Source organism: Streptomyces sp. IBSNAI002 (assembly GCF_052244475.1).
GTDB lineage: Bacteria > Actinomycetota > Actinomycetes > Streptomycetales > Streptomycetaceae > Streptomyces.
Genome location: NZ_JBQPXG010000002.1, coordinates 4,626,831 through 4,647,355 on the forward strand (window position 1 = coordinate 4,626,831; position 20,525 = coordinate 4,647,355).

Consider the following 20,525-nt stretch of genomic DNA (forward strand, 5'->3'; position numbering starts at 1 on the left):
TGCCGGTGACCGGGCAGGGAGGTTTGGGCACCCCCTGTCGGGGTGCGTGTGGAGGGGGCTTCGGGGCGCTGACCTGCGGTGCCTCCCTGCCTCCCTGGCAGATCATTTGTGCAGGTCAGAGCCAGGGAGGGGGTCAGGGAGGCGGTCAGGGAGTTCTCCCTGCCTCCCTGGCCCGGTGGGGTGCGGCTCCCTCTACTCGGCGGCGGAAGCGGAACCGGTTTCCGGGCGGCCGGCGAGGACGCGGGCGACGCGGTCGCGGCCGATGACCATGCGGCCGTCGGACTTGTACGGTTCGGCTCCGGTGCCGTCGAGTACGCGCTTGAGGTCGATGAACGACCAGCCGCCGTACGCGCCCTCGTTCAGTGCGGCCAGCCGCTTGAGAACGTCGTGTGTGAGCATGCGCGGCGCGTCGGCGAGCACGGCCAGGATGTCCGTGAGCGGGTCGAGCTGCTCGGCGGCCGTGATGGTGGAGCGGGTGGCGATGCCGGTCCGCAGGGTCTTGGCGCGGTCGGCGATGAGGGCGGCGGCGTCGGTGTCGATGTAGTGGGTGCGCACGGTGATGGATGCCTGTCCGGCCGGGATCTGGATGCCGTCGGTAGCAACGACCACGGTCCCCTTGTCCAGGCCCTGCCGGAGCAGGTGAGGCGCGGCTCCGCCGTCGACGGCCTTGTCACCGAGGGCCATGCGGGCCTGGGACTCGGTGCCCAGAGCGAGGGAGCCGCGGGTGTGGGCGCCTTCGCGGACCAGCTTGGGAAGGTTCTGGTCGGTGGGGTCCTGGGTGCCCTCCCACAGGATCACGTCGACGGCACGGCCCTGGTTGTGGATCTTCCGGCAGGACATGAAGTACCGGGACGTGGCCTTGGAGCCGCCGTAGGGCCGCTTGTCGGCGCCGATGGCCGGGCACATGAACGCGACCTGTGCTTCGTCGACGATGCCGACCAGCGGCGGAAACGTGCTGCCGGGCGGGGCCTGGATGCGGCGTTCCATCTCGGCGACCATGCCTTCGACCATCTCGGTCGCGGCGATGACGTGTTCGTCGGTCGGGCCCTCGATCAGGGTCGTTGCCAGTCCGAGGAACATCCGCCAGTCGCCGACACCCTTGAGGTCGGCAATCCGGAACTCCACCGTCTTGTCGAGGGCCAGCCACAGGGCCAGCGCCCGCAGCGCGGCGGTCTTGCCCTGGTTCGACAGACCGGTGATCAGCAGCATCCGCTGATAGAGGCTGATCAGGGCGGTGTCGCCGCGCAGGTCCTGACCCCAGGGGGCCTTGCCCGTCTTGTAGTTCGCGGTCAGCGTCTCGTCAGTCACCAGCGGGGACGGGCCGATCGGCTCGTCCAGCGCGCCGGAATCGGCGATCCACAGCCGGACCGTGCGGGCCGCGGTGGGAAGGGTGATGAACACTTCGTGTTCGTGCCGGGCGAGGTTCTCGGCGAGCTTCCTGCGCCGCCCCTGCACCTCAGCCGTCGACACCCCGGACGGCAGGGTGACATCGACTTCCACACCGCATCCGGCAATCCGGATCGGGCCGAGCATCGCCGCGCCCGCGTCCCCCATCTCCTTGATGGCCCCCCGCAGCGGCGCGATGCCCAGATCACGCAGGGCGGTGACGACGATCGAGGGCGTGATGGGTGCTCCGGCGTCGTCACGCTGCTGAGCGGGAAGCATCCACTGCGGCGCGGTCTGCTGGTGCCGGCCGACTCCCCACAGAGCCAGTAAGGCCAGCCACGGACCGACCGTGACAGCCGGTCCCCACACGACGGTGGCCACCGCAACGATCCACCGGATCGCCTCGATCACCGCGCCGAGCGGGCCGACCACCCAGGTGATGTCTTTGTTGGCTATGGCCAGCACGATCCCCAGCAGGAGCAGACCACCGACGGTCAGTCCGGTCCCGTAGAGGGCGCTTTTGACGGCGTCCTGCGGGGCTTTGAGGAGGTCCATGCGCCGGTGATGGCGGGCGGCCCGGAAGCGGGTGAGGCGGTCCTCCCATTCCTTGGCTTCCTCGAAGTTCCCGGCTGCTTCGGCGGCCCGGATCATGCGCTCGTAGCGGGATCCGGTCCGCCCGTCCCACGTGCGCTTGGCGGTGATGCGGGTGCCGCCCATGACGTACATGCCGTGGCGGGCGACCAGCCGCAGGGCGGTGCGGGTCCGCTCATCGGTGACGGCAGCCCGGATCGCACGGCCGGAGCGCTTCCACACCCGCACCGGACGGCCCGGCGAAGGTGTGGGCGGTGTGGTGTCGCCGGGGAGTGTGTAGGTGCCGCTGGTGGGGTCTTTGAACAGGGGGACGACGTTGTCGGTCATGCTGGAGGTCCTGTCTGCGTGAGTGGGCAGGGTGAGGACCCGGAGCGGCCGCGCATTCTTTGGCGAGAGGGGCGGCCGCCCCGGGGCACAGCTACTTCTTCGCGTTCTTGGCCCGGGCCTTGCGGGCGGCCTTCTCGGCCTCGGCCGCATCGGCGGCCTGCTGCTGTTCGCGTTCGCGGGCGCCGTCGATGATCCGCTCGACCTTCTTCTGCAGGTCGCCGAGGTGGACGGTTTCGCTGGCGATGCCGCGCTTGGCCATCCGGGCGGTGTACCAGGCGATTTTGGCGGTCTCGCCTGCGGTGAACTTCGGGTCCTTCGCCATGACGCTCCCTCCGGAGCCGGTCTGTCCGGCTCCCCTCACCACCCACGCGAGGGTGGGTGGATCGGGCAGCCGTCAGCCGCGCCTGCGGCCCCGGAAGACCTTTCCGAGGTCGGCGAAGGTGGCGGGCTTGGTGAAGTCCATGTCGGGGTGCCTGTCGGCCATGTGTGCCTTACGGTCCTGCTCAGCCTTCGCGCGGCTGCTGCGGAGCGGGCCGATGGCTCCGCAACCGCACTTGAACATCCATCCGGAGTAGTGCTTCGACCACGTCACGTGGGACGACACGATGAACTCCCTTGTCAGGTGGAGCAGACGGGGTGGGGAAGGGGTCAGCCGCGCTTGCGGCGGGCCTTGCGAACGTTCTTCACGGCAGCTGCGGCCTGCGGGCTGCCGACGGACTTCACGACCGTGTGCACGCCCCAGCCCAGGACCAGGGCAAGGAAGGCGAGGAAGGCGATGTTCGCGGCGATCGCGGTGAGCACGCCGACCAGCAGCGGGCCGAAGTACACCCCGGCCGCGACCGTGCCGGCCCCGATGCCGGAGCCGAGCGCGATCCGCTGGACGGTCCGGTCGGGCGGTGCCTGGTGGATGTGCTGGTGCACGACCTGCGGACCCTGGAACGTCGCGGGCAGCGACACGGAGTCGGCGTAGACGTGGGTACCGTCCGGGAGCCGGACGACGCGGGCGGGTTCGGGGAGGTGATTCATGTGCTGGCTCCTCTGGTCCTCTGGTCCTCTGCTCCCGTGGTCAGAGGGCGGTGAGGGCGGCCGTGGGCATCTCGTAGATGTCCGTGACGAAGTCCGCTCCGTCGTAGAGCTCGGGGCCGTAGTGGACGTACGCGACGTGCAGCGCAGTGCCTTCGCGGTCGGTGGTCTCGTAGACGTTGACGGTCGCGTTGCTGCGGCGGCCACGGCGGATGCACTGGCGGGCGATGTCGACCGAGATGCGTTCCGGCCGCCACTTGGTCAGGTGCTCGGCTCCGGTGCGGAGCATCAGGCTGTATAGGGCGACAGACTTCATGATCAGACTCCTTGCAGGCAGGGTCAGGCAGCGGACTGGTGGGTGCCTTCGGGGTAGGCGCAGGGGACGCACATGCCGAGCGAGGCCGGGATGACGTATCCGGCATCCATCTGGCAGGCGGGGCAGGTGCGGCGGGCCGCGTTGGCTTTGGCCAGTGCGGCTGTCTTGGCCGGGGTCATCGGCCGGACGGGCTTGGCCCGGTCGATGCGGTACAGGAACGCGGTCAGCGGACCGCGCCGGAACCGCGGGCGCAGGACCTGCCCTGCGATGTCCTGACCACCGGGCCGAAGCCCCAGAGCCCGCAACTGCCGGCGCGTGGCCAGACCCTCGGGGGCCAGACGCCACGGGAAGGTGGGGAGGCCGTGGACTCTTCCATCGGGGTCGCAGCAGGCCGCGAACGTCAGGCTCATCGGGCCACCGCCGCAACGGCGTCACGCTCGCGCTCCGCCTTCAGCGCTTCCCGCACGATCCGGGCCTTCGCCGGGGAGGTACGCAGGGCCTTACGGATCCCCTCACCGGTCAGCTTCTCGACCGGCCACGACTCCGTCAGACTCCGCGCCTCAGCCAGCAACTCGGCCTCGGTGCGGACCGGACGGGTCGATCGGGCGGCCTCAGGTACTCGACCGGTCGCCCGACGCGGTCGAGTCGACTCGGCCGCCACCGCGAGCTGGGGCAGGGCCTCGATCGGCTCGATCGGAGCAGGCGAGGAAGAGACCACCTCCGCCCCCGGACCAGGCTGCTCGATCAGGGGTTCATCCTGCTCAGCCATGGACTGGTTTGCCATGGTCTGAGCCGATTCCTGCGTGTTCGGTTCGGTCGAAGGCTGGTGGTGGAGGACTTTCGCGACGAGGTCGGAGCCGAAGTAGATCGACCCGACCGGCAGCGACGTTGCCAGCAGCACGAGCGCCCAATTCGCTGGATCCCATTCGGCGAGGCGGGTCCAGTCGATCGACTTCGCGTGCAGGTCGGGAACCAGTCCGTGGACATAGTTCAGGACCAGTGAGGCGAGCGTGTACGAGGCGAGGACTCGCAGGGCGAACCTGCGGGCATCGCCGGTCAGGACGAGGGCGGCGACCAGGGCGAGGGCCATCAGCCCGTCGACCACAAACGGATACAGCGTTGCCGCTGTGCCGTCCGCGCCGATCGCCCTCGCCACGTCCCGCAGCGCGTTCCAGGAGACCCGGAACGCCATGCCGACCACAGCAATCAGGGCGAGTACCAGCAGGGTCTTTGCCTGGCGGTTCACCGGTCCGCTCCGTCGTGGGTGAAGTCGAACGGGATGTAGATGACGGGCTCTTCGGCGGTCCGCCGGCGGATCTCGCTCGCGTTCTCCCACGGGTCCCCGCTGTGGCGGAGCATCGCGGCGAGGATGACCCGCAGGTCACTCGTCCGGCGCTCGAGCAGCCGGTGGTAGAGCCGTTCGTCCGCATCGGCGATCGACGGCAGGGGCACGTCCAGCGCGGCCACGATCGCCGCCAGCAGGTCGGTGTGTGCGGCCTGCATGGTGCGTTCGTTCATGCCGCACCGCCGGGCAGGTGGGCCGCGATGGCCTTGTTGATCAGCACCCGGCGGGCGGTGAGGACCTTGCGGTGGGCCCTGCGGATCCGCCGCTCGTCCAGCTCCGACGGCGCCCGGTCCAGGACGGGGATTTCCGCGTCGAGCAGGTCGACCTCCGCCAGGATCAGCGGCAGCTCCCACTCGATCGCGTCCAGCTCCGCATCCGTCGGCTCCAGGTCGACGGGCAGCGGGGTAACGAGGTTCTGAAGTGCAGCGATGGACTTCATGGGTCTTGCTCCTTCTGTGGAGGAACGGGACCCGAACAGCAGCCCCCGGCGTTCCAGCGCCGGGGGCTGCACCTTGTTCGGGGGTGCGGCGGGAGCTAGCTGGCCTTCTTGCCAGCGCCACGGCCGTGCGCGGCATCCAGCTCCGTACGGGCGTCCTTGCACTTGCCGGAGGTGATCCGGTCGTAGACCTTCTGGCTCGTCGCCACCGACGACGGCGACGACAGGTCGGAAGAGGACTGCGACGAGGACTTCTTGCCGAACATGCGAACTCCCTCGAAGTAGGGGTGATGGAGCAGCCGGACGAACCGGCCCGGCTCCCCTCAGTCCCGCCCGTACAGCGCAAAGGCGCCGGACGGACGGAGGAGGCATCCGGCCGCGCCGATGACGGCACGGAAGGTTGAGCAGTACGCATGTCTCCTTCAGGTCTGGGACCTGGCGTAGGCGTATGGAGACGTGACCTTTCGGTCTAAGCCCTCCGGTGAATGACAAGGCGCCGGGTCGCCTCCCCCCGTCCGCTGCGGGGCTCCTGGTCGTACGGGTGGTGCTTAAGACGGGCAGGGCAGGGGCATACTTGGCCCCACTGCTCCGCTTGCTCAACTTGTTGGTACAAGCTGATGCAGTGATGTTGCACCCGCGGATCGTGAGCCGTCAAGGGATTGGGGCCCACATGTACCAACAAGTTGAGCGAGTGCGTCATGATGGGGTCATGAACAAGCAGCCGAAGTACCGGCAGGTGGCTGACGCCCTCCGTCGTGAGATCGACAACGGCGTCTACCCGCCGGGGTCTCGCCTGCCCTCCGAGAGCGAGCTCTCAGCGCGGTTTGACGCGTCTCGCAACACGGTGCGGTCCGGCCTGAACGCCCTGGTCAGCGAGGGGCTTATTTCCTCCAGCCAGGGGCTCGGCTACGAGGTGCGCAAGCATGAGGTCTTCGAACTGAACGCTTCCCGCTTCGAGAACTTGACGTTCCCGCAGAACGGCGACGCCTACAACACAGATGTCACTAACGCCGGGCGTCACCCGACTCAGACGTTCCGCGTCGAGGTGACGCCGGCAACGGACTACGTCGCCGGACGCCTCAAGGTCGACATCGGCTCGACTACGGTCCTGAGGTTCTGCCACCGCTTCGTGGATGATGTGCCGTGGTCTACCCAGGCGACGTACTACCCCGACTGGCTTGTGAAGCAGGCTCCTCGCCTTGCCGAGCCTGGGGACATCGCGGAGGGCACTACGCGCTACCTGGCGGCCGCCGGGATTGAGCAGATCGGCTACTTCGACGAGATCGCCACGCGGATGCCGACACCTGACGAATCGCGCCTCTTGGACGTAGGGGCAGGCGTACCAGTGCTGCTCTGGACGCGTACGGGATACGCGGGTGACAGGGTCATCCGGTGCACGATCACGACGTTTCGAGGCGACCTCAACCGCATGAACTACGAGATCGGTGAGCTCCCCGACCGAATCGAGAGCGAGCGCCCGTGATCGTCGAGATTGCTACTCCTGATGACCTTTCCAAGCTGCTCGCCTTCCGCGAGGAGGCGGCGGCCTGGCTGAGCGCACTGGGCTCGGATCAGTGGCGCCGGCCTTACCCGGCGGACCGACTGCTGGCCACAATCGAGGCCGGGACGGTCTTCATGGTCCGTGATGGCGGGACGACCGCGGCGACCATCACCCTCACGCCTGAGGCGGAGGACGGCCTTTGGACGAGCGAGGAACTCGCCGAGCCGTCGATGTTCGTGAACAAGCTGACCGTCGCTAGGACGCACGCCGGACGTGACCTAGGTGGGCGGTTGCTCGATTGGGCGGGCGACCGGGCGTATCGTTCCGGCGCCTCCTGGCTCCGCCTTGACGCGTGGACGACAAACGAGGCGCTTCAGCGGTACTACCTCCGCCACGGCTTTGAGCACGTCCGCACCGTCACGGAAGGCGGGGCGGTGAACGGCGGACCGCGTGTCTCAGGGTGGCTCGCTCAGCGGCCGGCCAGGCTCGACAACGGCCACAACCTGTTGGACAGGAGTCCGGATCCGACATCAATCTCAGTGGTGTGACATCAGACGCCGAGAGGCGCGGGGGTCTTGCAGGGCGCAACTGGGGCCTGCCGTCTAGTGGGGGTTTTAGCAGTTCGCGGAGCGTGGACCGCCTATCGTCGGGCGTGTGAGTGATTTCAGCCCTGGCCCCCGGCTGTGCAAGCTGCTGTTCGGACGCGCATCCCACTGCGCCTACCCCGAGTGCGAGGCGCCGCTGATCGAGGAGCACCGAGAACAGCTCAGCGTGACCGCGGAGATCGCGCACATACGCTCAGCGAGTGCCGATGGCCCACGGCACGACCCGGGCTACCCGCCTGAGCTGTGCAACGCGGAGGAGAACCTCCTCCTGCTATGCAAGAAGCATCACGGCTGGATCGACGATTTCCCGAACGGCTACCCCACTGAAGAGCTGCTCGACTGGAAACGGCAGCAGCTTGCCCAGGGGCGAAGCACTGACCTCACAGAGGGGCAGGTCGAACAGATCTTCAATGCGTTCACCACGCCGAAGGCCGAGGCAGAGGCAGTCGGCGTCATCCGTGTTGGTGGCGAGGGCATCGTGTCAGAGATCGAAAACCTCCCGGAGTTCAAGCTCATCAACGCCGACTCCGAGGAGCGCTACCTTGGCGTGCGCATCTCGAACGTGGGGGCAATCGGCTTCGGTGTCGATGGTGTCGGCCTTGAGATCGACGTTGACGGCCCTGCCCCCGTTGTTTACGGCTTCCCAGGCGGTCACTACCTTCACAGACCGCCAAGCCGCTTGGAGCCGCAGGCGAACGGGGTTTGGTTGGCACCCCCTCTCGCCGTTGGCGCCGGCATCCGACTCCAGGTGTTCTCGAGGGCGTACGTGCCCATCCGGTTTCGCGCCTACGGCCATCTAGGGTCCGGCGGCAGGGTCTTCGGCTCGTGGGTATCGGCAGTGCACCTGCCGATTTGGGAGAACCACGTGACGCAGGAGTGGCTGGACGATCTCGCCGAGCAAGCCAAGCAAGTGCGCTCGAAGTTGGGCCGGAAAGCGTAGAGGCCCCCGCAGATTGTCCTTCTGGTGAGTGGGGTCCCATGCCGATCAGATCCCTCCACCACGAGAAATTTTCTCCAGTCAGCCCCGGGAGTCGTTCGTGCAGGTCAGGGCAGCATCCCAGACTCCACAGTGACTCATGTCACACAGGCATCCAGAGCGCTGCCCACAGATTTTCGGCACCCACCCACAGGAAATCGTCAATTATCCACAACTAGGCAACGCCCCCTGTGGATAACAAGATTGGCTACTTGCTGACCCGCTGTCACCATGATTCCGAAGGGTGGCGCGGCCGCAAAGAAGACGGCCCCCGTTGCAGCGGGAGCCGTCCTGACCAGGTTCTCGGCAGAGTGTCAATCCCCTCGGACTGTGGAGATCTTCTAAGCGGCCAGCTCCAAGGCGGAGTTGGCCCGGTGGTCGTGCTCGTAGTCGATCGGACTCTGGTAGCCGCACACGCTGTGTAGCCGGTGCGTGTTGTAGAAGCCGGTGATCCAGGTCGCAATCCTCAGCCGGGCCTCGGTGCGGGTGGCGAACGTGTGGCGGTAGGCGTACTCGACCTTGAGCACACTGTTGAACGCCTCGCTGACGGCGTTGTCGAAACACGACCCGACGCGGCCCATGGACTGGGTCACGCCCAGTCGGCGGCAGGCCCGGCGAAAGCGCCGGGAGCCGTACTCGCTGCCGCGGTCGCTGTGGAAGATCACGCCCTTCACGTCACCGCCGCGGGTGGCCGCGGCCATGTTCAAGGACGCCACGACCAGCTCGGCGTCATGGCGTGCGCCCATCGCGTAGCCGAGCAGCCGGCGCGAGAACAGGTCGATGACGGTGGCCAGGTAGAGCTTGCCCTCACCGGTGGTGATCTCGGTCATGTCGCCGCACCAGACCTGGTCCGGAGCGTCCGTGGTGAAGTCCCGCCGCACGAAGTCGGGGGCCGCCGGACGCTTGCCGGGCCGGGTCAGCCCGCGCCGTCGGCGGACCTTCCGTCCGGCCAGCCCGAGCTCGGCCATCAGACGGGCGACGGTGTTCACCGAGACCCGCCAGCCTGCGCGGACCAGGAGGCACCAGACCTTCGGGGAGCCGTAGGTGCCGCCGGAGTCCTCGAAGATCTGCCGGATCTTGTCGGTCAGCTGCCCGCGCCGGACCTCACGCGCGGTGGTGGGCTTGTCGCGCCACTTGTAGAACCAGGACTCCGACACCCCCAGGACCTGGCAGGCCAGCCGGTGCGGGATGCGGTGCTCGGTCCTCTGGTTACCGATGAACGCGGCCAGGGCGGCCGGGTCCGTCTCGGTCACTTCACCCAGAGGACCATGCATCGCTTGAGGACATCACGCTCCATCTCCAGCTCGCGTATCCGCTTGTTCTTCTCCGACATCTCCCGCCGTAGCCGCTCCAGCTCGGCGCGCTCGGCCTCGCGCATCCGCCCGCCCGGCGCGGGCTCAGTCGACCGGTCGGACGACGCCGACCCGTTGCGCCGCCACCGCGACACCCAGCTGTGCAGCGTGCCGGAGTGCACGCCGAGCTCCTCGGCGACCTCCGGGATCGGTCGGCCCGTCTCGATCACGATGCGTACAGCGCCCTCACGAAACTCAGGCGTGTATGTGCGTTGCTTGGACCCCATGAATCCCAACTTCCCCTGCAATCACGGACTCCACGCTACGAGGGGAGGGACAGAGAGAAAGGTCAGTAATGACACTACCGATGCACCCCGAGGGTTCAAGTCGGAAGGGGCGGCCTTCCAGGCTCCCGACCCTCTACTCGAAGCCGAACCGGTGGCGCTTCGCCCTCCTGATCTGCCTGGTGGCAGTCTCCACGGGCCTGACCGCCCTCTTCCCGGCGCTGGCCGCACCCATCGCAACCGGGGCTACAGTGCTGGCTCTGGCACCGGTGATCCTTTTCCACCGAAACACCAGCGATTCCCGGCGAGGCCCCGAGGAGGGCTAAGGATCCGGGATCACCGACGGGCACCCTGTCTCAGTTCCCGTCTCATTCACTCCGGTACACCGAAGTTCACGGGCGTCTACGCTGCGCCTCTCCCCGACATCGCGAACGTCCGTGAACACAGATGAACGACGCCGAATCCGGCCCCGACCTGCGCCAACAGACTTGAAAAGCGTGCGCTCGGCTGGCGCTGACTGGGAGACCCCGCTGTGCCTGTGCGACATCAGCCGCTGACATCAACGTCGGCGCACATCAGCAGACATTCGCGGACGCCGAGCCAACTCGCTGACCAGCTGGGCGCGGTGTCAGCCGAGGGCGGTGCCGGTGCGCGCGTGAGCGGCACCCGCCTACGGATCAGAAGGTTGCAGGTTCGAATCCTGCCGAGTGCACAGCAGGCCAGAAGCTCCAGACGAAAGTCTGGGGCTTCTGCCGTTTTGGCCGTACAGCAGCGAAGTACAGCAACCGCCTCAGCCGCCGCTGCCACCCATCGCTTCGGACAGCTTGCCGATGGCTTCCCGCACCTGCTCCTCGCTCGCCTCGGCGTAGACCTCCATCGTCATGGAGACCTGCGAGTGCCGAAGGATCCGCTGGGCCACTTTCGGGTGCACCTTGAGCGCGACCAGGAGCGAGCTGCACGTGTGCCGGGTGTTCCGGAGCGGGATCGCGCGAAGGCCGGCGCGCCGGGCCCGCAGCGCGAACATCCGGGTGAGATTCCCCGGCTCGATCGGGGTTCCGTACTTCGTCGTGAAGACGAGCCCGCGGCTGTCCTGCCAGAGATCCCCGGCAGCCTTCCGGTCCCCGAGCTGCTGGGCGCGACGTATCCGAAGCGCCTTGAGGCAGAGGGCGGGCAGAGGAAGGAAGTCGTCGGAGTCTTCCGTCTTGGTCTCCCGGTGGAGCAGCTGCCGACCGGCCCGCTGGATCTGGTGATCGACGTAGAGCTCCCCGGCGTCGAAGTCGATCGACTTCCAGGTCAGGCCCAGCACCTCCCCACGCCGGAGCCCGAGGCAGAGGACGAGCATCCACGCGGCGAAGAGGTGATCTTCCCGGGCGACCCCATCCGCGAGGAAACGGCCCGCCTCGACCACGGACCACGGCTTGATCCGCGTGCGGCGGGGCTTGGGCACCTTCACGAGGGCGGCGACGTTCTTGCCGATCTCCTCTTCGGCGACGGCGTGAGTGAGGGCGGCCCGCAGCGCATCGCGAGACCCCTGGATCACGCGCCGGGACGGGTACGACTCGCAGCACTCCCCGATCGCACAGCACCGCCGGTTCTCAGGGGCGCGCTTCGCATCCTTGCCCTGAGCGCAGCACTGGCAGACGGCGGCCACTTTGGTCAGCCACTCGCGGACATCGCGGACGGTCAGCTTGTCCAGCCGCTTCGTGCCGAGGTGCGGGGTGATGTAGAGGCGTACGTACCCCTCGTACGAGACGTAGGAGAGCGGGGCGAGATTGGGCTTCACGATCGAGTCGAGCCAGTAGGAGAGGAAGGCGGCAAGCGTCCGGTGTCGCGTGGCGACGGGACCCTTCTTCGCCTCCGCGTGCAGGTTGAGCCACTTCTCGTGGACTTCCTCGCGGGTCTTGCCGTAGGCGTACTTCCGGGCGCGCTTGCCGTCGGGCTTGGTCACCCACACGTAGGCGGCGTAGCCGTTCTTGTACGGGTAGATCGAGCCTTCGCCGTTGCCACGCTTGCCGCTCATGCTGCCCACCCTTCGGCGCCGGCGGCGACACGCTCGACATACTCGTCCACCCAGGCCGGGAGGATGCGGCGGTTGCGGCCGACCTTCACCGAACGGATCTCCCCGGCGAGCACGAGCATCTTGGTCTTGGACAGGCCGAAGCCGAGCATGTCGGCGACCTCGGCGGTGGTGTGCCACTTCCGCTGGATGACTACGGCAGCCACGCGGTTTCTCCTTCCAGTTCGGACAGTTCGGCCCGCATCTCACGAGCGTGTTCGCGGTTGTGCTGGAGGTCCCGCCGGACGTTGGCGGCGAGCCAGGACTCACCGGGGGTGGAGCCGTGTCCGGCGTAGGACCAGTGGGCGATGACGAGGAGGGTGGCTTCCGGGTGGTCGTCGGGGTCGGGCAGGCCGAGGGAGGCGCGTTGTTGGGCGGCGCGGTAGTCGGCGCGGACCTGGCGTAAGGCGCCGAGGGTGGTCGAGTAGCGGCGGGACTTGGTGGAGAAGTGGCCCCGGAAGCCGAGCATGTGAGCCCAGGCGGCGAGGCGGCGGGTTGGATAGAAGGCTTGGAGGGCGATGCAGGCCGCCATGAGACGGCGGGCGTGTTCGGGGACAGGCAGCTTTCCGAGGTCTTCGCGGGTGCCCGTTCCTTGGCAACCAGCGCAGCGGCTGAGAGCAGACCCCGGGCGGTTGTACCGGTCGGACACCCCGGTTCCCTCGCACTTTCGGCAGTGCACAGCGGCATCGGTGGCTCCGGTGCTCTCGGCTGCCTTGGTGGCGTACTTGGCGACGTAGGAGGCGACAGCCTGTTCGGTCAGCTCCTCGTGCCCGAGTCCGCCGATGGGCTGGACGTCTAGTTGGGCTCCCCAGGTGAGGGTGCGGGCGGGTAAGTCTCCGGTGGCGGGAAGGTTCACCGCGACGCGGCGGGCGGCGGCCCGGATCGCGTCATCGAGCAGGCTGATCGATGCCCACGATGGTGGAGGCGTGTTCGGTCCGGCGGGTCCGTCGAGGCGTACGACGGCGTGGAAGTGGACCGCCCCGCGCTTCTGGTACTCGGCGACCTTGCCGAACGAGACCCGGCATGCCTCCTTCAGCTCCACCTGTGTGATCCCGGCGTGGGAGGCGATCTCTCGGCGGAGGTAGATCGTGAAGTAGCGCCACAGCTCGGAGGCGTGGTTGTTCCACAGGACCGCGCCCGCGTAGTCGTAGGTGTCGGGGTTGAGTGGGGTGCCCAGCTCGGGCGCGTCCTCGGGGTGCTGGACCCCGCAGCGGCAGGGTCGGGTGCCGGGGCGGTTGTGGACCGGTCCGAAGGACGGGGCGGTCAGGGTGGCGAAGACGCGAGGGTGGTCGCGGATCGTCTCGGGGGTGCCCTTGGCCGGATCACCGACGAGGCCAGCGCGGATCAGGTGGTAGGTGTCGCCCGCGTAGGTCCAGGCGCAGGCGGGGCAGCGGGAGGCCCGGCGGTTGCCGCAGGCGACGCGCAGGACGCCGCCGGGTTCGTTGTCGGTGGTGTAGGCGTGGAGCACGGTTCGGGTGGCCGGGTCGAGGGTCTTGGTGCCGCCGGAGAGGCGGATGGGTGCGGCGCATCCTCCGGTGCGTCGGATCTGTTCGTGGAGGCGGTCGAAGCCGGGGGCCCCGGCCACCTTGAGCAGGTCGCTCAGGGTGGCCGGGTCCAGGCCCGCCAGGGTGGCGGCGTCGGACAAGGCGCTCACTTCCCGGCGCGGATGAGGGGCGCGGGGATGGTGCGGCCGAGGCCGCGGCAGGCCGGGCAGTTGACGGGGATGGTGGTTCGGGTGCCGTCTGCGGAGCGGAGGCCGGTGGTGATCGTGGCGGTGGCGAAGCCGTCGCAGTCGCGGCAGACCGGCCGGACCGAGGTGGTCTGGGGCATCATGAGGTTTCCCTTTCGGGTCCGTTGGATCTGGGAGGGGTTCAGGCGCCCGGGGCGGCGGAAGTTTGGCGACCGAGGCCGTCCCGGGGGCCGCTCAGCGTGTGTGGCGCCTGCCGTGGCCCTTGGCCGCGTACATCGAGGAGTCGGCGGCGGACAGCGCGTCGGTGAGGGCTGGCACGGGCAACTCTTCGCGGTGGCAGTGGCCGACCGAGGCCGAGACCGGCAGGGCGTGGCCGTTGTGCGTGACGGACTGGTCCAGGGCCGTCCGGAGGGCGTGAAGGCCCGGGGTTCGGCCGGGGTCGGTGACGATGGCGGCGAACTCGTCTCCGCCGAGGCGGGCGGCAATGCCATGTCGTCCGCACCAGGTGGTCAGGCGGTGGGCGGTCGCGGTGAGCACCGTGTCCCCGGCGGCGTGGCCGTGGGTGTCGTTGACGGCCTTGAAGTCGTCCAGGTCGACCAGGACCACGAGGGCGCCCGGATGCTTGGCAATGAGGTGCTCGGCACGGGTGGTCCAACCGGCGCGGGTGTGCAGGCCGGTCAGGGGGTCGCGGCGGGCGGTGGCCAGGCGGCGCAGGAGCATTCCGCCGTGGAGGGCCCAGCCCAGGGCCGGTAAGCCCGCTGCGATCACGTGCGTGTCCATCTGCGTCACCGCCCCTTCTGGAGGTCCTTGACGACCAGGCGCAGAACGACCGTGATCACGGCGACGGAGACGCCGGTGATGGCGACGGCGAGGAGCATGGAGACGAGTACGGCGCCGATGACGAGGACGACGGCCCCTCCGCCGGCGGCGAGGGCGACCACGCTGCCGGGGGTGAGCTGGACCGTGGCGCGGGCCGGGGCGGTCGGTGCCGTAGCCGAGCCGTGGGGGTGGTCGCAGGCCATCGGCGAGGAGTCGCGGTTGGGCTCGATACCGGAGTGAGCCGCGGGCTGTGCGAGTGGGGTGATGAGGCCGGTCGGGAGCGGGTTGACCGGGATGCGCGGTCGGAGCATGGCGGGGCCTCCCTACTTGGTGATCGGGTCGAGGAGCGGGGCGATGAAGCTGTCGGCGAGGAGGTAGCCACCGAGGAGGATCACGGCGACGAGCCACAGCGGCGGGCGGATGAGCTTGTAGCCGAGGGCGCCGACGGCGATCAGGGCGAGCCAGAGCGGTACGTCCATGACGCGGATCTCCTTCGCGGTCAGCGCGGGTTGCAGCGGTGGGTTCGGGCGGCGAGTTCGGCGGCGGCGCGGGTGAGGTAGTCGGCGGAGAAGTCGCAGCCGGGGGCGGTGCACACGGCGGTGTGCCGGGTACGGCCCCGGCCGTCGCGATGGGTGCCGACCTGCACCGGGCCGATGCGGATGACGTTGTGGAAGCGGTTGGGACGCATGCGGGTGATCTCCTTTCGCGATCAGGTGAGTTGGGTGGCGATGGCGTCCGCTAGCGCGGGCGGGATCCCGAGGCGGCTCCGCAGAGTCGCCGTGTCGATCGGAGCCCCGGTCTGCGCCTGGTGGGCGTCCGCGATCTTCTGGGCGTGGTCCAACAGCGCGGGCGGAACCGACACGGCGGGCGGTATCGGCGCAGGCTCCGGGGGTGCGGACTGCGGTGCGGGATCAGCCGGGAGCAGCTCGGGAGCCAGTTCCGGGGCGCGCTCCACGGTCACGTCCGGCGCGAGTTCGACGTGTGGCTGATCCGTGGGCTCGGTTTCCCGGACCGGGGTGGGAGCGGGAGCGTGGGCCAGGAGCGTCCCGCCGAGGAAGGCGAGGGCGGGCCATCCGGCGACGAGGATGCGCAGCCAGGCCGGGACCTCTTGCAGGTCGAGCAGTCCGGCGGTGGCGACGTTGGCGCCGAGCGAGGCGACGAGCGCGATGGCGAACCAGAGCCAGGCGTCGCGATTCTCCGCGTCGGTGCGCATCCGGCGCCACGCGGCGACCAGCAGCAGATCGACGCTCACGGGGTAGGCCCACGCCTTCCAGCCGTCCTGTCCGGCCGCCGCAGCCAGGTCGTGCAGGTGGGCGAAGGACAGGGCACCGGCGATGACGGCCTGGATGAGTACGGCGTCGAGGCGGAGGGTGCGGAACACGGGGTCACCTCCTTTCGGGCATGGGTCGGGTAGGGACCTGGCGCGAGACGGTCACGCCGACCGAGGAGGAGAGATGTCAGTCCGTCGCCGGAACCGGCTTCACGAGCGGCACGGACTCGACAGACTCGGCGGGCACGGGTACCGCCGGCCGGTACGGGGCGAGGCCGGGAAGGTCCGGTGTCAGGTGCGCGAACTGGGCGCAGATCTCAGCCGCGGTGGCTGCGCTGAGTTCGGGAGTGCGGATGCGGGACCAGCCACCGGAAGAGTCACCCGCCACCGCGACGCCCGGCTTGTCGGGCGGGATCGAGGTCACGGCGACCACGGCGTCCGGGGCGACGTCGCCCAATCCCATGTCGGCCGTCTGCTTGTCGTTGACCCGGTGGACCACGCGGCCGGTGAGCTGGGCGCGGAGCGTGGTCGCGCCCTTGCCGAGCTCGGATCCGAACCGCTGGCCGCAGATCTCCAGGTAGATGCCCGCAGCTCGAGCCATCTGCCCGAGGCGGATCAACTGCATGACCATCCGGTCCCGGCGTTCCTCGTCCTTCTTCCCGGCTACGAGGAACAGCTCCGCGACCTCGTCCACCAGCAGCACGATCGGCACCGGCCGAACCTCGTCAGGCAGCGCCCACAGATCGGCGGCCCCGTACTGGCTCAGCAGGTCGAAGCGGTCTTCCATCTCGCTCACAAGCGTGTCGAGGACCCCCGCGGCTTGCTCCGGCGTCACGGCGAGCGCCGACAGACGCGGTGCATACCCCCGCTGCTCGACACCCCGCTTGCAGTCGATCCCGACCAGGGCGACCCGCAGCCGGGCGAGCCCGGCGATCAGGTTGCGCTGGTACATGGACTTGCCCGACTGATTGGCGCCGAGCGTCAGCGCGTGAGGGACCTTGAGATAGTCCCGGACGAAGGCCGTGCCGTCCTCGCGGAGCGCGACCGGAACCGTCATCAGCCCGGAAGGACGCCGACGAGGCATCCTCACCCGCCGCAGCACGTCGTAACCAGACATCCGCAGCTCGACGAAGCCCGGCCGGGTCTCGACCACATGAACGGAGTGGACGCCCCAGGCGTGCCGCAGCCGCTCGGAGGCCGCGATCACGTCGGCGGGCTCCAGCCCGGCGGGCAGCCGCAGGGTGACCCGCATGCCGGTCGAGGAACCCCGGACGCGGCGGATCTTCGGCGGTACGGGCTGCACGTCAGCGCGGCGGGCGACGTTGCGGACCAGGAACGCCCGTAGGCGGGACGGCTGAACCGTCAGCCCGCACACGTCCATCGTGGAGCGGTAGGTCGCCGCGAACCGAACCTGCGCCACAGGCAGCCCCACCAGGGACCAGTACACGCGCGGCGCACGGGTCTTCGCGTAGCCGAGGGCACCGCCCGCCCCGGCCAGTGGGAGGCCGACCTCCCATAAGGTCGTCAGATCGGCCATGGTCAGGCCCCGACCGTGAGGGCGACGGCACGGAACGAGATGCCGTGCCGGGCCTGCCCGTTGAACGTGTTCTCCCAGTCCCGCGCCTTCAGGCCGATGACCGAGACCGGCATACCCGGCGTGAGCCCCTCGGGGAGCCCGGTCTCCGGAACGGTCACCTGGTAGAGGTTGCCCTCCCCCTCGTCCGAGATCAGCAGGCCCACCGTGGAGAGGTCGGCGCCGGTCTCCCGGTCGATGGCGCGCTCACCGGTCTGCTTGCTCACGAGCTTCGGAACGGGCGCCGTGGCCACGAACACCACGGCGGTCGACGTGTCCACCTTGAACGACGGCATCAATATCTCCAGCGTTGTCGGGGGCAGCCCAAAGAGGACTGCCAACTCTCGCTGTCCTAGGACTGCGAGCGCTTGAGTAGATATTGCACCGCAGTCCTAGGACTGTGTTTGACTTGGAGTCGACGAAAGGGATATGCGATGGCGCCAAAGTGGAGAGAGCTTGCAGACAAGCTGGCTGATCAGATCAGGCGGGGCGACTACGTCCCAGGTCAGCAATTGCCGCACATCAGAGAGCTGGTAGACGCTGGCGAAGGTTCGAAGGCGACCGTCCACGCGGCCTACAAAGCGCTGGAAGCGGAAGGCTTGGTCACGTCCTCCCGAGGCCACGGAACAGTCGTCCGACAACAGGTTCCCCTGAAGCGACTTGGCATCGCGCGCTACGACAAGGCGAAGTGGCGCGACGGGGACGAGGTGGCGTTCATCGCGGACCGCGTGGCCTCAGGGCGGGCGTATCGGCGCAACGAGCAGACCCAGTCAGTCAGCCTCGTTGAGGCGCCACTCGAGGCGGCCGCCGCACACGGCCTACCAGTTGGCGCACTGGTCTACGCGCGCGCACGGTTGGTGAAGGAAGGCGACCAGCCGACCCACACACTGACCAGCTACTACCGGCCCGAGCATGTCGAAGGAACCCGGCTGGTGGATCCCACGCCCGGTCCGGCTGGTCGGGGTGGTGGATTCCGCGTTCTGTACGACGCCGGCTACGAGATCGACCACATGAGGGAGCGGATCTTCGCTCGCACGCCCACAGCCGACGAAGTGAAGCTATTGCAGCTTCCTCAGGGCGAACCCGTAGTCGAGCTGCACCGGACGACCTACACGGCCGACGGCACCGTGGTCGAATTCGCTCTAGGGGTGCACGCTGCTTCGCGCTTCGCCTGGGAGTACGACTTCCAGGTACCGGACTCGGCGAACGACAGGGAAGGCCACGAGTGATTTCGACCCAGGACTGGGCAGACACCCGACTCATCTGGGACTACCACCAGATGGGCCACGCTCCACGGCCGTGTTCGGTAGCAATCGGCCTCGGCAGCCACGACCTGGGGGTCGCTGAGGCGGCGGTCGACCTGTACCGACGTGGGATGGCTCCACTCCTCGTCTTCACCGGAGCCACCAGCCCGACGACGCGCGAGCGAATGCCCCGCGGAGAGGCCGTCCACTACCGCGAGCGGGCATTGGAGCTCGGCGTGCCCAGCTCTGCCGTGCTCGTAGAGCCGCGCGCTCGGAACACGGGTGAGAACATCCGCTTCAGCCGGGAACTGCTCGAGGAGGCTGGTGTCGATGTCTCCTCCGTACTGCTGATCAGCAAGCCGTACGAGGAGCGACGCGCGTACGCCACAGCGCGGAAACTGTGGCCCGGAATCGAGATCATCAGCGCTTCCAGCCCGATGACGCTCGACGAGTACGTCGACTCCATCGGCGATGCCCGCTTGGTCATCGACATGCTGGTCGGCGCGTTGCAGAGGCTGTCGGTCTACCCGGAGCAGGGATTCATGATCAGCCAGCACATCCCAGACGACGTGACCGAGGCGTACGAGCGACTGCGCCGGCGAGGTTTCACGAGTCGGCTCTTGCGCGATGCGCCGGGTCAGGACCGGAGCCAGACGCGCCGGTGACGAGCGATCGCGAACACCTGCTCCACCTGTTCTGGTGTGAGCTTGCCTGTGAGCGGACCCAGCGACGCCACCTCGCGCTCTTGGTAGATGCGAACAGAATACTGAGTCGCCGCCCGATCCAAGGACGCGATGCCGACGAAGACAAGGGCAGGCTCGACAGGAACCTCGAAGGCGCAGTACCTCCCCAGCACGCCCCGCACGAAGTCCGCCTCAGCTTGGCTTGCCGCCGAGTACGGCCGGGGCTTGCCGCCGTTGATTTTGGCCATCGAGTCGCCGACCCAGACCGAGGCGCCGCGGTGGTTCTTGGTGTTGATGCTGAACACTCCGCCAGGGCCGATCAGCAAGTGGTCGATGTCGCCGCCATTCCCCTTCTCGATACCGTGAAGCACCCGCCAGCCCAATGGGGCCAGCCGTTCCAGCTCCCGCCCCACCCGCCGCTCGCCTTCTAGGCCCGCGTACCAGCTGTCCCACTCTGAGGACTGTCCCAATAACTTCGTCCTCAGCCGCTGCATCGTCGATGGTCCCCGCTCGGCGATCATCCCGACGACCCGGGAGCCGGGGCGGTTCCTCGCCAGGTCCTCACTGGGGTTGAGGGGTGGGAGAACCGCTGGCCGTTCGGAGCGGTGTTCCCGGGGTGGAGGGGCGGACTGCACAGGCTGCCGAGAGGGCGCCGTCGGGCGGGGTTCACGAACAGGAGCGGGTGCGGAGCTGACGGTGAGTCCCTCCCCAAGATGACGTCGGAGAAGCGCCAGTGCCTCGTCCTGATACTTCCGATTCTTGATCGTCACAGCCTTGGTCGCCCGATCCGCCCAGGCCACAGCTGTGCCATCCGGCAGATTCACATAGAGCCGATCCTTGCCATGCTTCATCCACGAATGCACCGTCAGATCGCTCATCAGCCGCCCCCCTGCATGCCGTTGCCACACATATGCCAACAGCTGGCGGCTGGGTCGGCAAGACCGCCGGTGACAGAGCGAGCTGTTACAGGTTTCTCTACTTCATCAAGCACCCGGCTGCGCTCCGCTCCGCCGGGCGGGCTTCCCGGCTCCGCTCCGCGCGACGCTCCTGCCTGCGGCCCGCTCCGCGCGCGCTGCGCCGACGCCCGCCCCTGCAAGGCGGGATAGGC

Annotated in this window: 29 protein-coding genes; 5 read left to right on the plus strand and 24 right to left on the minus strand. The window is 68.4% G+C overall.

The annotated features are described in order from the left end of the window. Positions 1–192: 192 nt before the first annotated feature. From ACTVZO_RS22380 to ACTVZO_RS22425, 10 genes are all read right to left on the minus strand, one after another. A complete protein-coding gene (locus tag ACTVZO_RS22380) occupies positions 193–2,304 on the minus strand; it encodes an ATP-binding protein (RefSeq protein ID WP_443300089.1) in 2,112 nt (703 codons plus the stop codon). A 91-nt stretch (positions 2,305–2,395) separates the two neighbouring features. Then, positions 2,396–2,626, minus strand: a complete 231-nt coding sequence (locus ACTVZO_RS22385; RefSeq protein WP_443300090.1) for a DUF6257 family protein — start codon at positions 2,624–2,626, stop codon at positions 2,396–2,398. A 72-nt stretch (positions 2,627–2,698) separates the two neighbouring features. Continuing rightward, positions 2,699–2,908, minus strand: a complete 210-nt coding sequence (locus tag ACTVZO_RS22390; protein WP_443300091.1) for a hypothetical protein — start codon at positions 2,906–2,908, stop codon at positions 2,699–2,701. Between the two features lie 44 nt (positions 2,909–2,952). Further along, the gene (locus tag ACTVZO_RS22395; RefSeq protein WP_443300092.1) at positions 2,953–3,330 is read right to left on the minus strand and encodes a DUF6251 family protein; all 378 of its coding nucleotides are present in this window, start codon (positions 3,328–3,330) and stop codon (positions 2,953–2,955) included. A 40-nt stretch (positions 3,331–3,370) separates the two neighbouring features. Continuing rightward, the gene (locus ACTVZO_RS22400; protein ID WP_443300093.1) at positions 3,371–3,643 is read right to left on the minus strand and encodes a hypothetical protein; all 273 of its coding nucleotides are present in this window, start codon (positions 3,641–3,643) and stop codon (positions 3,371–3,373) included. 23 nt (positions 3,644–3,666) lie between these two features. Further along, positions 3,667–4,053 carry an RRQRL motif-containing zinc-binding protein gene (locus ACTVZO_RS22405; protein WP_443300094.1) on the minus strand — a complete coding sequence of 129 codons (387 nt, stop codon included), beginning with the start codon at positions 4,051–4,053 and terminating at the stop codon, positions 3,667–3,669. Then, positions 4,050–4,889 carry a DUF2637 domain-containing protein gene (locus ACTVZO_RS22410; protein ID WP_443300095.1) on the minus strand — a complete coding sequence of 280 codons (840 nt, stop codon included), beginning with the start codon at positions 4,887–4,889 and terminating at the stop codon, positions 4,050–4,052. The genes ACTVZO_RS22405 and ACTVZO_RS22410 overlap by 4 nt, the downstream gene beginning before the upstream one ends. After that, on the minus strand, positions 4,886–5,161 hold the full coding sequence (locus ACTVZO_RS22415) for a hypothetical protein (RefSeq protein ID WP_443300096.1): 276 nt from the start codon (positions 5,159–5,161) through the stop codon (positions 4,886–4,888). Before ACTVZO_RS22415 ends, ACTVZO_RS22410 begins: the two co-directional genes overlap by 4 nt. Further along, positions 5,158–5,427, minus strand: coding sequence for a DUF6284 family protein (locus ACTVZO_RS22420; RefSeq protein ID WP_443300097.1), 270 nt, complete (start codon positions 5,425–5,427; stop codon positions 5,158–5,160). The genes ACTVZO_RS22415 and ACTVZO_RS22420 overlap by 4 nt, the downstream gene beginning before the upstream one ends. A gap of 95 nt (positions 5,428–5,522) precedes the next feature. Next, the gene (locus ACTVZO_RS22425; protein WP_443300098.1) at positions 5,523–5,690 is read right to left on the minus strand and encodes a hypothetical protein; all 168 of its coding nucleotides are present in this window, start codon (positions 5,688–5,690) and stop codon (positions 5,523–5,525) included. A gap of 443 nt (positions 5,691–6,133) precedes the next feature. On the opposite strand from ACTVZO_RS22425, the gene ACTVZO_RS22430 reads away from it, so the two are divergent. From ACTVZO_RS22430 to ACTVZO_RS22440, 3 genes are all read left to right on the plus strand, one after another. Next, on the plus strand, positions 6,134–6,907 hold the full coding sequence (locus tag ACTVZO_RS22430) for a GntR family transcriptional regulator (RefSeq protein ID WP_443300099.1): 774 nt from the start codon (positions 6,134–6,136) through the stop codon (positions 6,905–6,907). Then, on the plus strand, positions 6,904–7,473 hold the full coding sequence (locus ACTVZO_RS22435; protein WP_443300100.1) for a GNAT family N-acetyltransferase: 570 nt from the start codon (positions 6,904–6,906) through the stop codon (positions 7,471–7,473). Before ACTVZO_RS22430 ends, ACTVZO_RS22435 begins: the two co-directional genes overlap by 4 nt. Positions 7,474–7,579: 106 nt before the next feature. Next, a complete protein-coding gene (locus ACTVZO_RS22440; protein WP_443300101.1) occupies positions 7,580–8,470 on the plus strand; it encodes an HNH endonuclease signature motif containing protein in 891 nt (296 codons plus the stop codon). A 377-nt stretch (positions 8,471–8,847) separates the two neighbouring features. On the opposite strand, the gene ACTVZO_RS22445 is transcribed toward ACTVZO_RS22440, so the two are convergent. From ACTVZO_RS22445 to ACTVZO_RS22505, 13 genes are all read right to left on the minus strand, one after another. Further along, positions 8,848–9,759, minus strand: a complete 912-nt coding sequence (locus ACTVZO_RS22445) for an IS3 family transposase (RefSeq protein ID WP_443300102.1) — start codon at positions 9,757–9,759, stop codon at positions 8,848–8,850. Further along, the gene (locus ACTVZO_RS22450) at positions 9,756–10,085 is read right to left on the minus strand and encodes a transposase (protein WP_443300103.1); all 330 of its coding nucleotides are present in this window, start codon (positions 10,083–10,085) and stop codon (positions 9,756–9,758) included. Before ACTVZO_RS22450 ends, ACTVZO_RS22445 begins: the two co-directional genes overlap by 4 nt. Before the next feature lie 787 nt (positions 10,086–10,872). Further along, positions 10,873–12,111 carry a site-specific integrase gene (locus ACTVZO_RS22455; protein ID WP_443300104.1) on the minus strand — a complete coding sequence of 413 codons (1,239 nt, stop codon included), beginning with the start codon at positions 12,109–12,111 and terminating at the stop codon, positions 10,873–10,875. Continuing rightward, the gene (locus tag ACTVZO_RS22460) at positions 12,099–12,305 is read right to left on the minus strand and encodes an excisionase family DNA-binding protein (RefSeq protein WP_443300105.1); all 207 of its coding nucleotides are present in this window, start codon (positions 12,303–12,305) and stop codon (positions 12,099–12,101) included. The genes ACTVZO_RS22455 and ACTVZO_RS22460 overlap by 13 nt, the downstream gene beginning before the upstream one ends. Beyond that, positions 12,293–13,783 (minus strand): replication initiator, encoded by a 1,491-nt coding sequence (locus ACTVZO_RS22465; RefSeq protein WP_443300106.1) that lies wholly within the window; start codon positions 13,781–13,783, stop codon positions 12,293–12,295. The genes ACTVZO_RS22460 and ACTVZO_RS22465 overlap by 13 nt, the downstream gene beginning before the upstream one ends. A gap of 5 nt (positions 13,784–13,788) precedes the next feature. Continuing rightward, the gene (locus tag ACTVZO_RS22470; RefSeq protein ID WP_443300107.1) at positions 13,789–13,971 is read right to left on the minus strand and encodes a hypothetical protein; all 183 of its coding nucleotides are present in this window, start codon (positions 13,969–13,971) and stop codon (positions 13,789–13,791) included. A gap of 91 nt (positions 13,972–14,062) precedes the next feature. Then, on the minus strand, positions 14,063–14,608 hold the full coding sequence (locus ACTVZO_RS22475) for a GGDEF domain-containing protein (protein WP_443300108.1): 546 nt from the start codon (positions 14,606–14,608) through the stop codon (positions 14,063–14,065). Between the two features lie 5 nt (positions 14,609–14,613). Next, positions 14,614–14,958, minus strand: a complete 345-nt coding sequence (locus ACTVZO_RS22480; protein ID WP_443300109.1) for a SpdD-like protein — start codon at positions 14,956–14,958, stop codon at positions 14,614–14,616. Positions 14,959–14,970: 12 nt separating this feature from the next. Continuing rightward, a complete protein-coding gene (locus tag ACTVZO_RS22485; protein WP_443300110.1) occupies positions 14,971–15,126 on the minus strand; it encodes a hypothetical protein in 156 nt (51 codons plus the stop codon). A gap of 20 nt (positions 15,127–15,146) precedes the next feature. Beyond that, a complete protein-coding gene (locus ACTVZO_RS22490; protein ID WP_443300111.1) occupies positions 15,147–15,335 on the minus strand; it encodes a mobile element transfer protein in 189 nt (62 codons plus the stop codon). Between the two features lie 21 nt (positions 15,336–15,356). Further along, complete coding sequence (locus ACTVZO_RS22495) at positions 15,357–16,028, minus strand: DUF2637 domain-containing protein (protein WP_443300112.1); 672 nt, start codon at positions 16,026–16,028, stop codon at positions 15,357–15,359. 76 nt (positions 16,029–16,104) lie between these two features. Then, positions 16,105–17,454 (minus strand): FtsK/SpoIIIE domain-containing protein, encoded by a 1,350-nt coding sequence (locus ACTVZO_RS22500; RefSeq protein ID WP_443300113.1) that lies wholly within the window; start codon positions 17,452–17,454, stop codon positions 16,105–16,107. Positions 17,455–17,456: 2 nt separating this feature from the next. Next, entirely contained in the window at positions 17,457–17,786 is a 330-nt protein-coding gene (locus ACTVZO_RS22505; RefSeq protein WP_443300114.1) for an SCO3933 family regulatory protein, read from the minus strand. A gap of 138 nt (positions 17,787–17,924) precedes the next feature. On the opposite strand from ACTVZO_RS22505, the gene ACTVZO_RS22510 reads away from it, so the two are divergent. Further along, positions 17,925–18,719 (plus strand): GntR family transcriptional regulator, encoded by a 795-nt coding sequence (locus ACTVZO_RS22510; RefSeq protein ID WP_443300115.1) that lies wholly within the window; start codon positions 17,925–17,927, stop codon positions 18,717–18,719. Then, the gene (locus ACTVZO_RS22515) at positions 18,716–19,399 is read left to right on the plus strand and encodes a YdcF family protein (protein ID WP_443300116.1); all 684 of its coding nucleotides are present in this window, start codon (positions 18,716–18,718) and stop codon (positions 19,397–19,399) included. The genes ACTVZO_RS22510 and ACTVZO_RS22515 overlap by 4 nt, the downstream gene beginning before the upstream one ends. Here the strand turns inward: ACTVZO_RS22515 and ACTVZO_RS22520 are convergent. After that, positions 19,372–20,295, minus strand: a complete 924-nt coding sequence (locus ACTVZO_RS22520) for a nuclease-related domain-containing protein (RefSeq protein ID WP_443300117.1) — start codon at positions 20,293–20,295, stop codon at positions 19,372–19,374. The two genes, ACTVZO_RS22515 and ACTVZO_RS22520, sit on opposite strands and share 28 nt — an antisense overlap. Positions 20,296–20,525: the final 230 nt, after the last annotated feature.

Bases quoted from the DNA above. Each gene is read 5' to 3' on its own strand.
- ACTVZO_RS22380 (WP_443300089.1), bottom strand. From the start codon at position 2,304: ATGACCGACAACGTCGTCCCCCTGTTCAAAGACCCCACCAGCGGCACC.
- ACTVZO_RS22385 (WP_443300090.1), bottom strand. From the start codon at position 2,626: ATGGCGAAGGACCCGAAGTTCACCGCAGGCGAGACCGCCAAAATCGCC.
- ACTVZO_RS22395 (WP_443300092.1), bottom strand. From the start codon at position 3,330: ATGAATCACCTCCCCGAACCCGCCCGCGTCGTCCGGCTCCCGGACGGT.
- ACTVZO_RS22400 (WP_443300093.1), bottom strand. From the start codon at position 3,643: ATGAAGTCTGTCGCCCTATACAGCCTGATGCTCCGCACCGGAGCCGAG.
- ACTVZO_RS22405 (WP_443300094.1), bottom strand. From the start codon at position 4,053: ATGAGCCTGACGTTCGCGGCCTGCTGCGACCCCGATGGAAGAGTCCAC.
- ACTVZO_RS22415 (WP_443300096.1), bottom strand. From the start codon at position 5,161: ATGAACGAACGCACCATGCAGGCCGCACACACCGACCTGCTGGCGGCG.
- ACTVZO_RS22420 (WP_443300097.1), bottom strand. From the start codon at position 5,427: ATGAAGTCCATCGCTGCACTTCAGAACCTCGTTACCCCGCTGCCCGTC.
- ACTVZO_RS22425 (WP_443300098.1), bottom strand. From the start codon at position 5,690: ATGTTCGGCAAGAAGTCCTCGTCGCAGTCCTCTTCCGACCTGTCGTCG.
- ACTVZO_RS22430 (WP_443300099.1), top strand. From the start codon at position 6,134: ATGAACAAGCAGCCGAAGTACCGGCAGGTGGCTGACGCCCTCCGTCGT.
- ACTVZO_RS22450 (WP_443300103.1), bottom strand. From the start codon at position 10,085: ATGGGGTCCAAGCAACGCACATACACGCCTGAGTTTCGTGAGGGCGCT.
- ACTVZO_RS22470 (WP_443300107.1), bottom strand. From the start codon at position 13,971: ATGATGCCCCAGACCACCTCGGTCCGGCCGGTCTGCCGCGACTGCGAC.
- ACTVZO_RS22475 (WP_443300108.1), bottom strand. From the start codon at position 14,608: ATGGACACGCACGTGATCGCAGCGGGCTTACCGGCCCTGGGCTGGGCC.
- ACTVZO_RS22480 (WP_443300109.1), bottom strand. From the start codon at position 14,958: ATGCTCCGACCGCGCATCCCGGTCAACCCGCTCCCGACCGGCCTCATC.
- ACTVZO_RS22485 (WP_443300110.1), bottom strand. From the start codon at position 15,126: ATGGACGTACCGCTCTGGCTCGCCCTGATCGCCGTCGGCGCCCTCGGC.
- ACTVZO_RS22490 (WP_443300111.1), bottom strand. From the start codon at position 15,335: ATGCGTCCCAACCGCTTCCACAACGTCATCCGCATCGGCCCGGTGCAG.
- ACTVZO_RS22500 (WP_443300113.1), bottom strand. From the start codon at position 17,454: ATGGCCGATCTGACGACCTTATGGGAGGTCGGCCTCCCACTGGCCGGG.
- ACTVZO_RS22505 (WP_443300114.1), bottom strand. From the start codon at position 17,786: ATGCCGTCGTTCAAGGTGGACACGTCGACCGCCGTGGTGTTCGTGGCC.
- ACTVZO_RS22510 (WP_443300115.1), top strand. From the start codon at position 17,925: ATGGCGCCAAAGTGGAGAGAGCTTGCAGACAAGCTGGCTGATCAGATC.
- ACTVZO_RS22520 (WP_443300117.1), bottom strand. From the start codon at position 20,295: ATGAGCGATCTGACGGTGCATTCGTGGATGAAGCATGGCAAGGATCGG.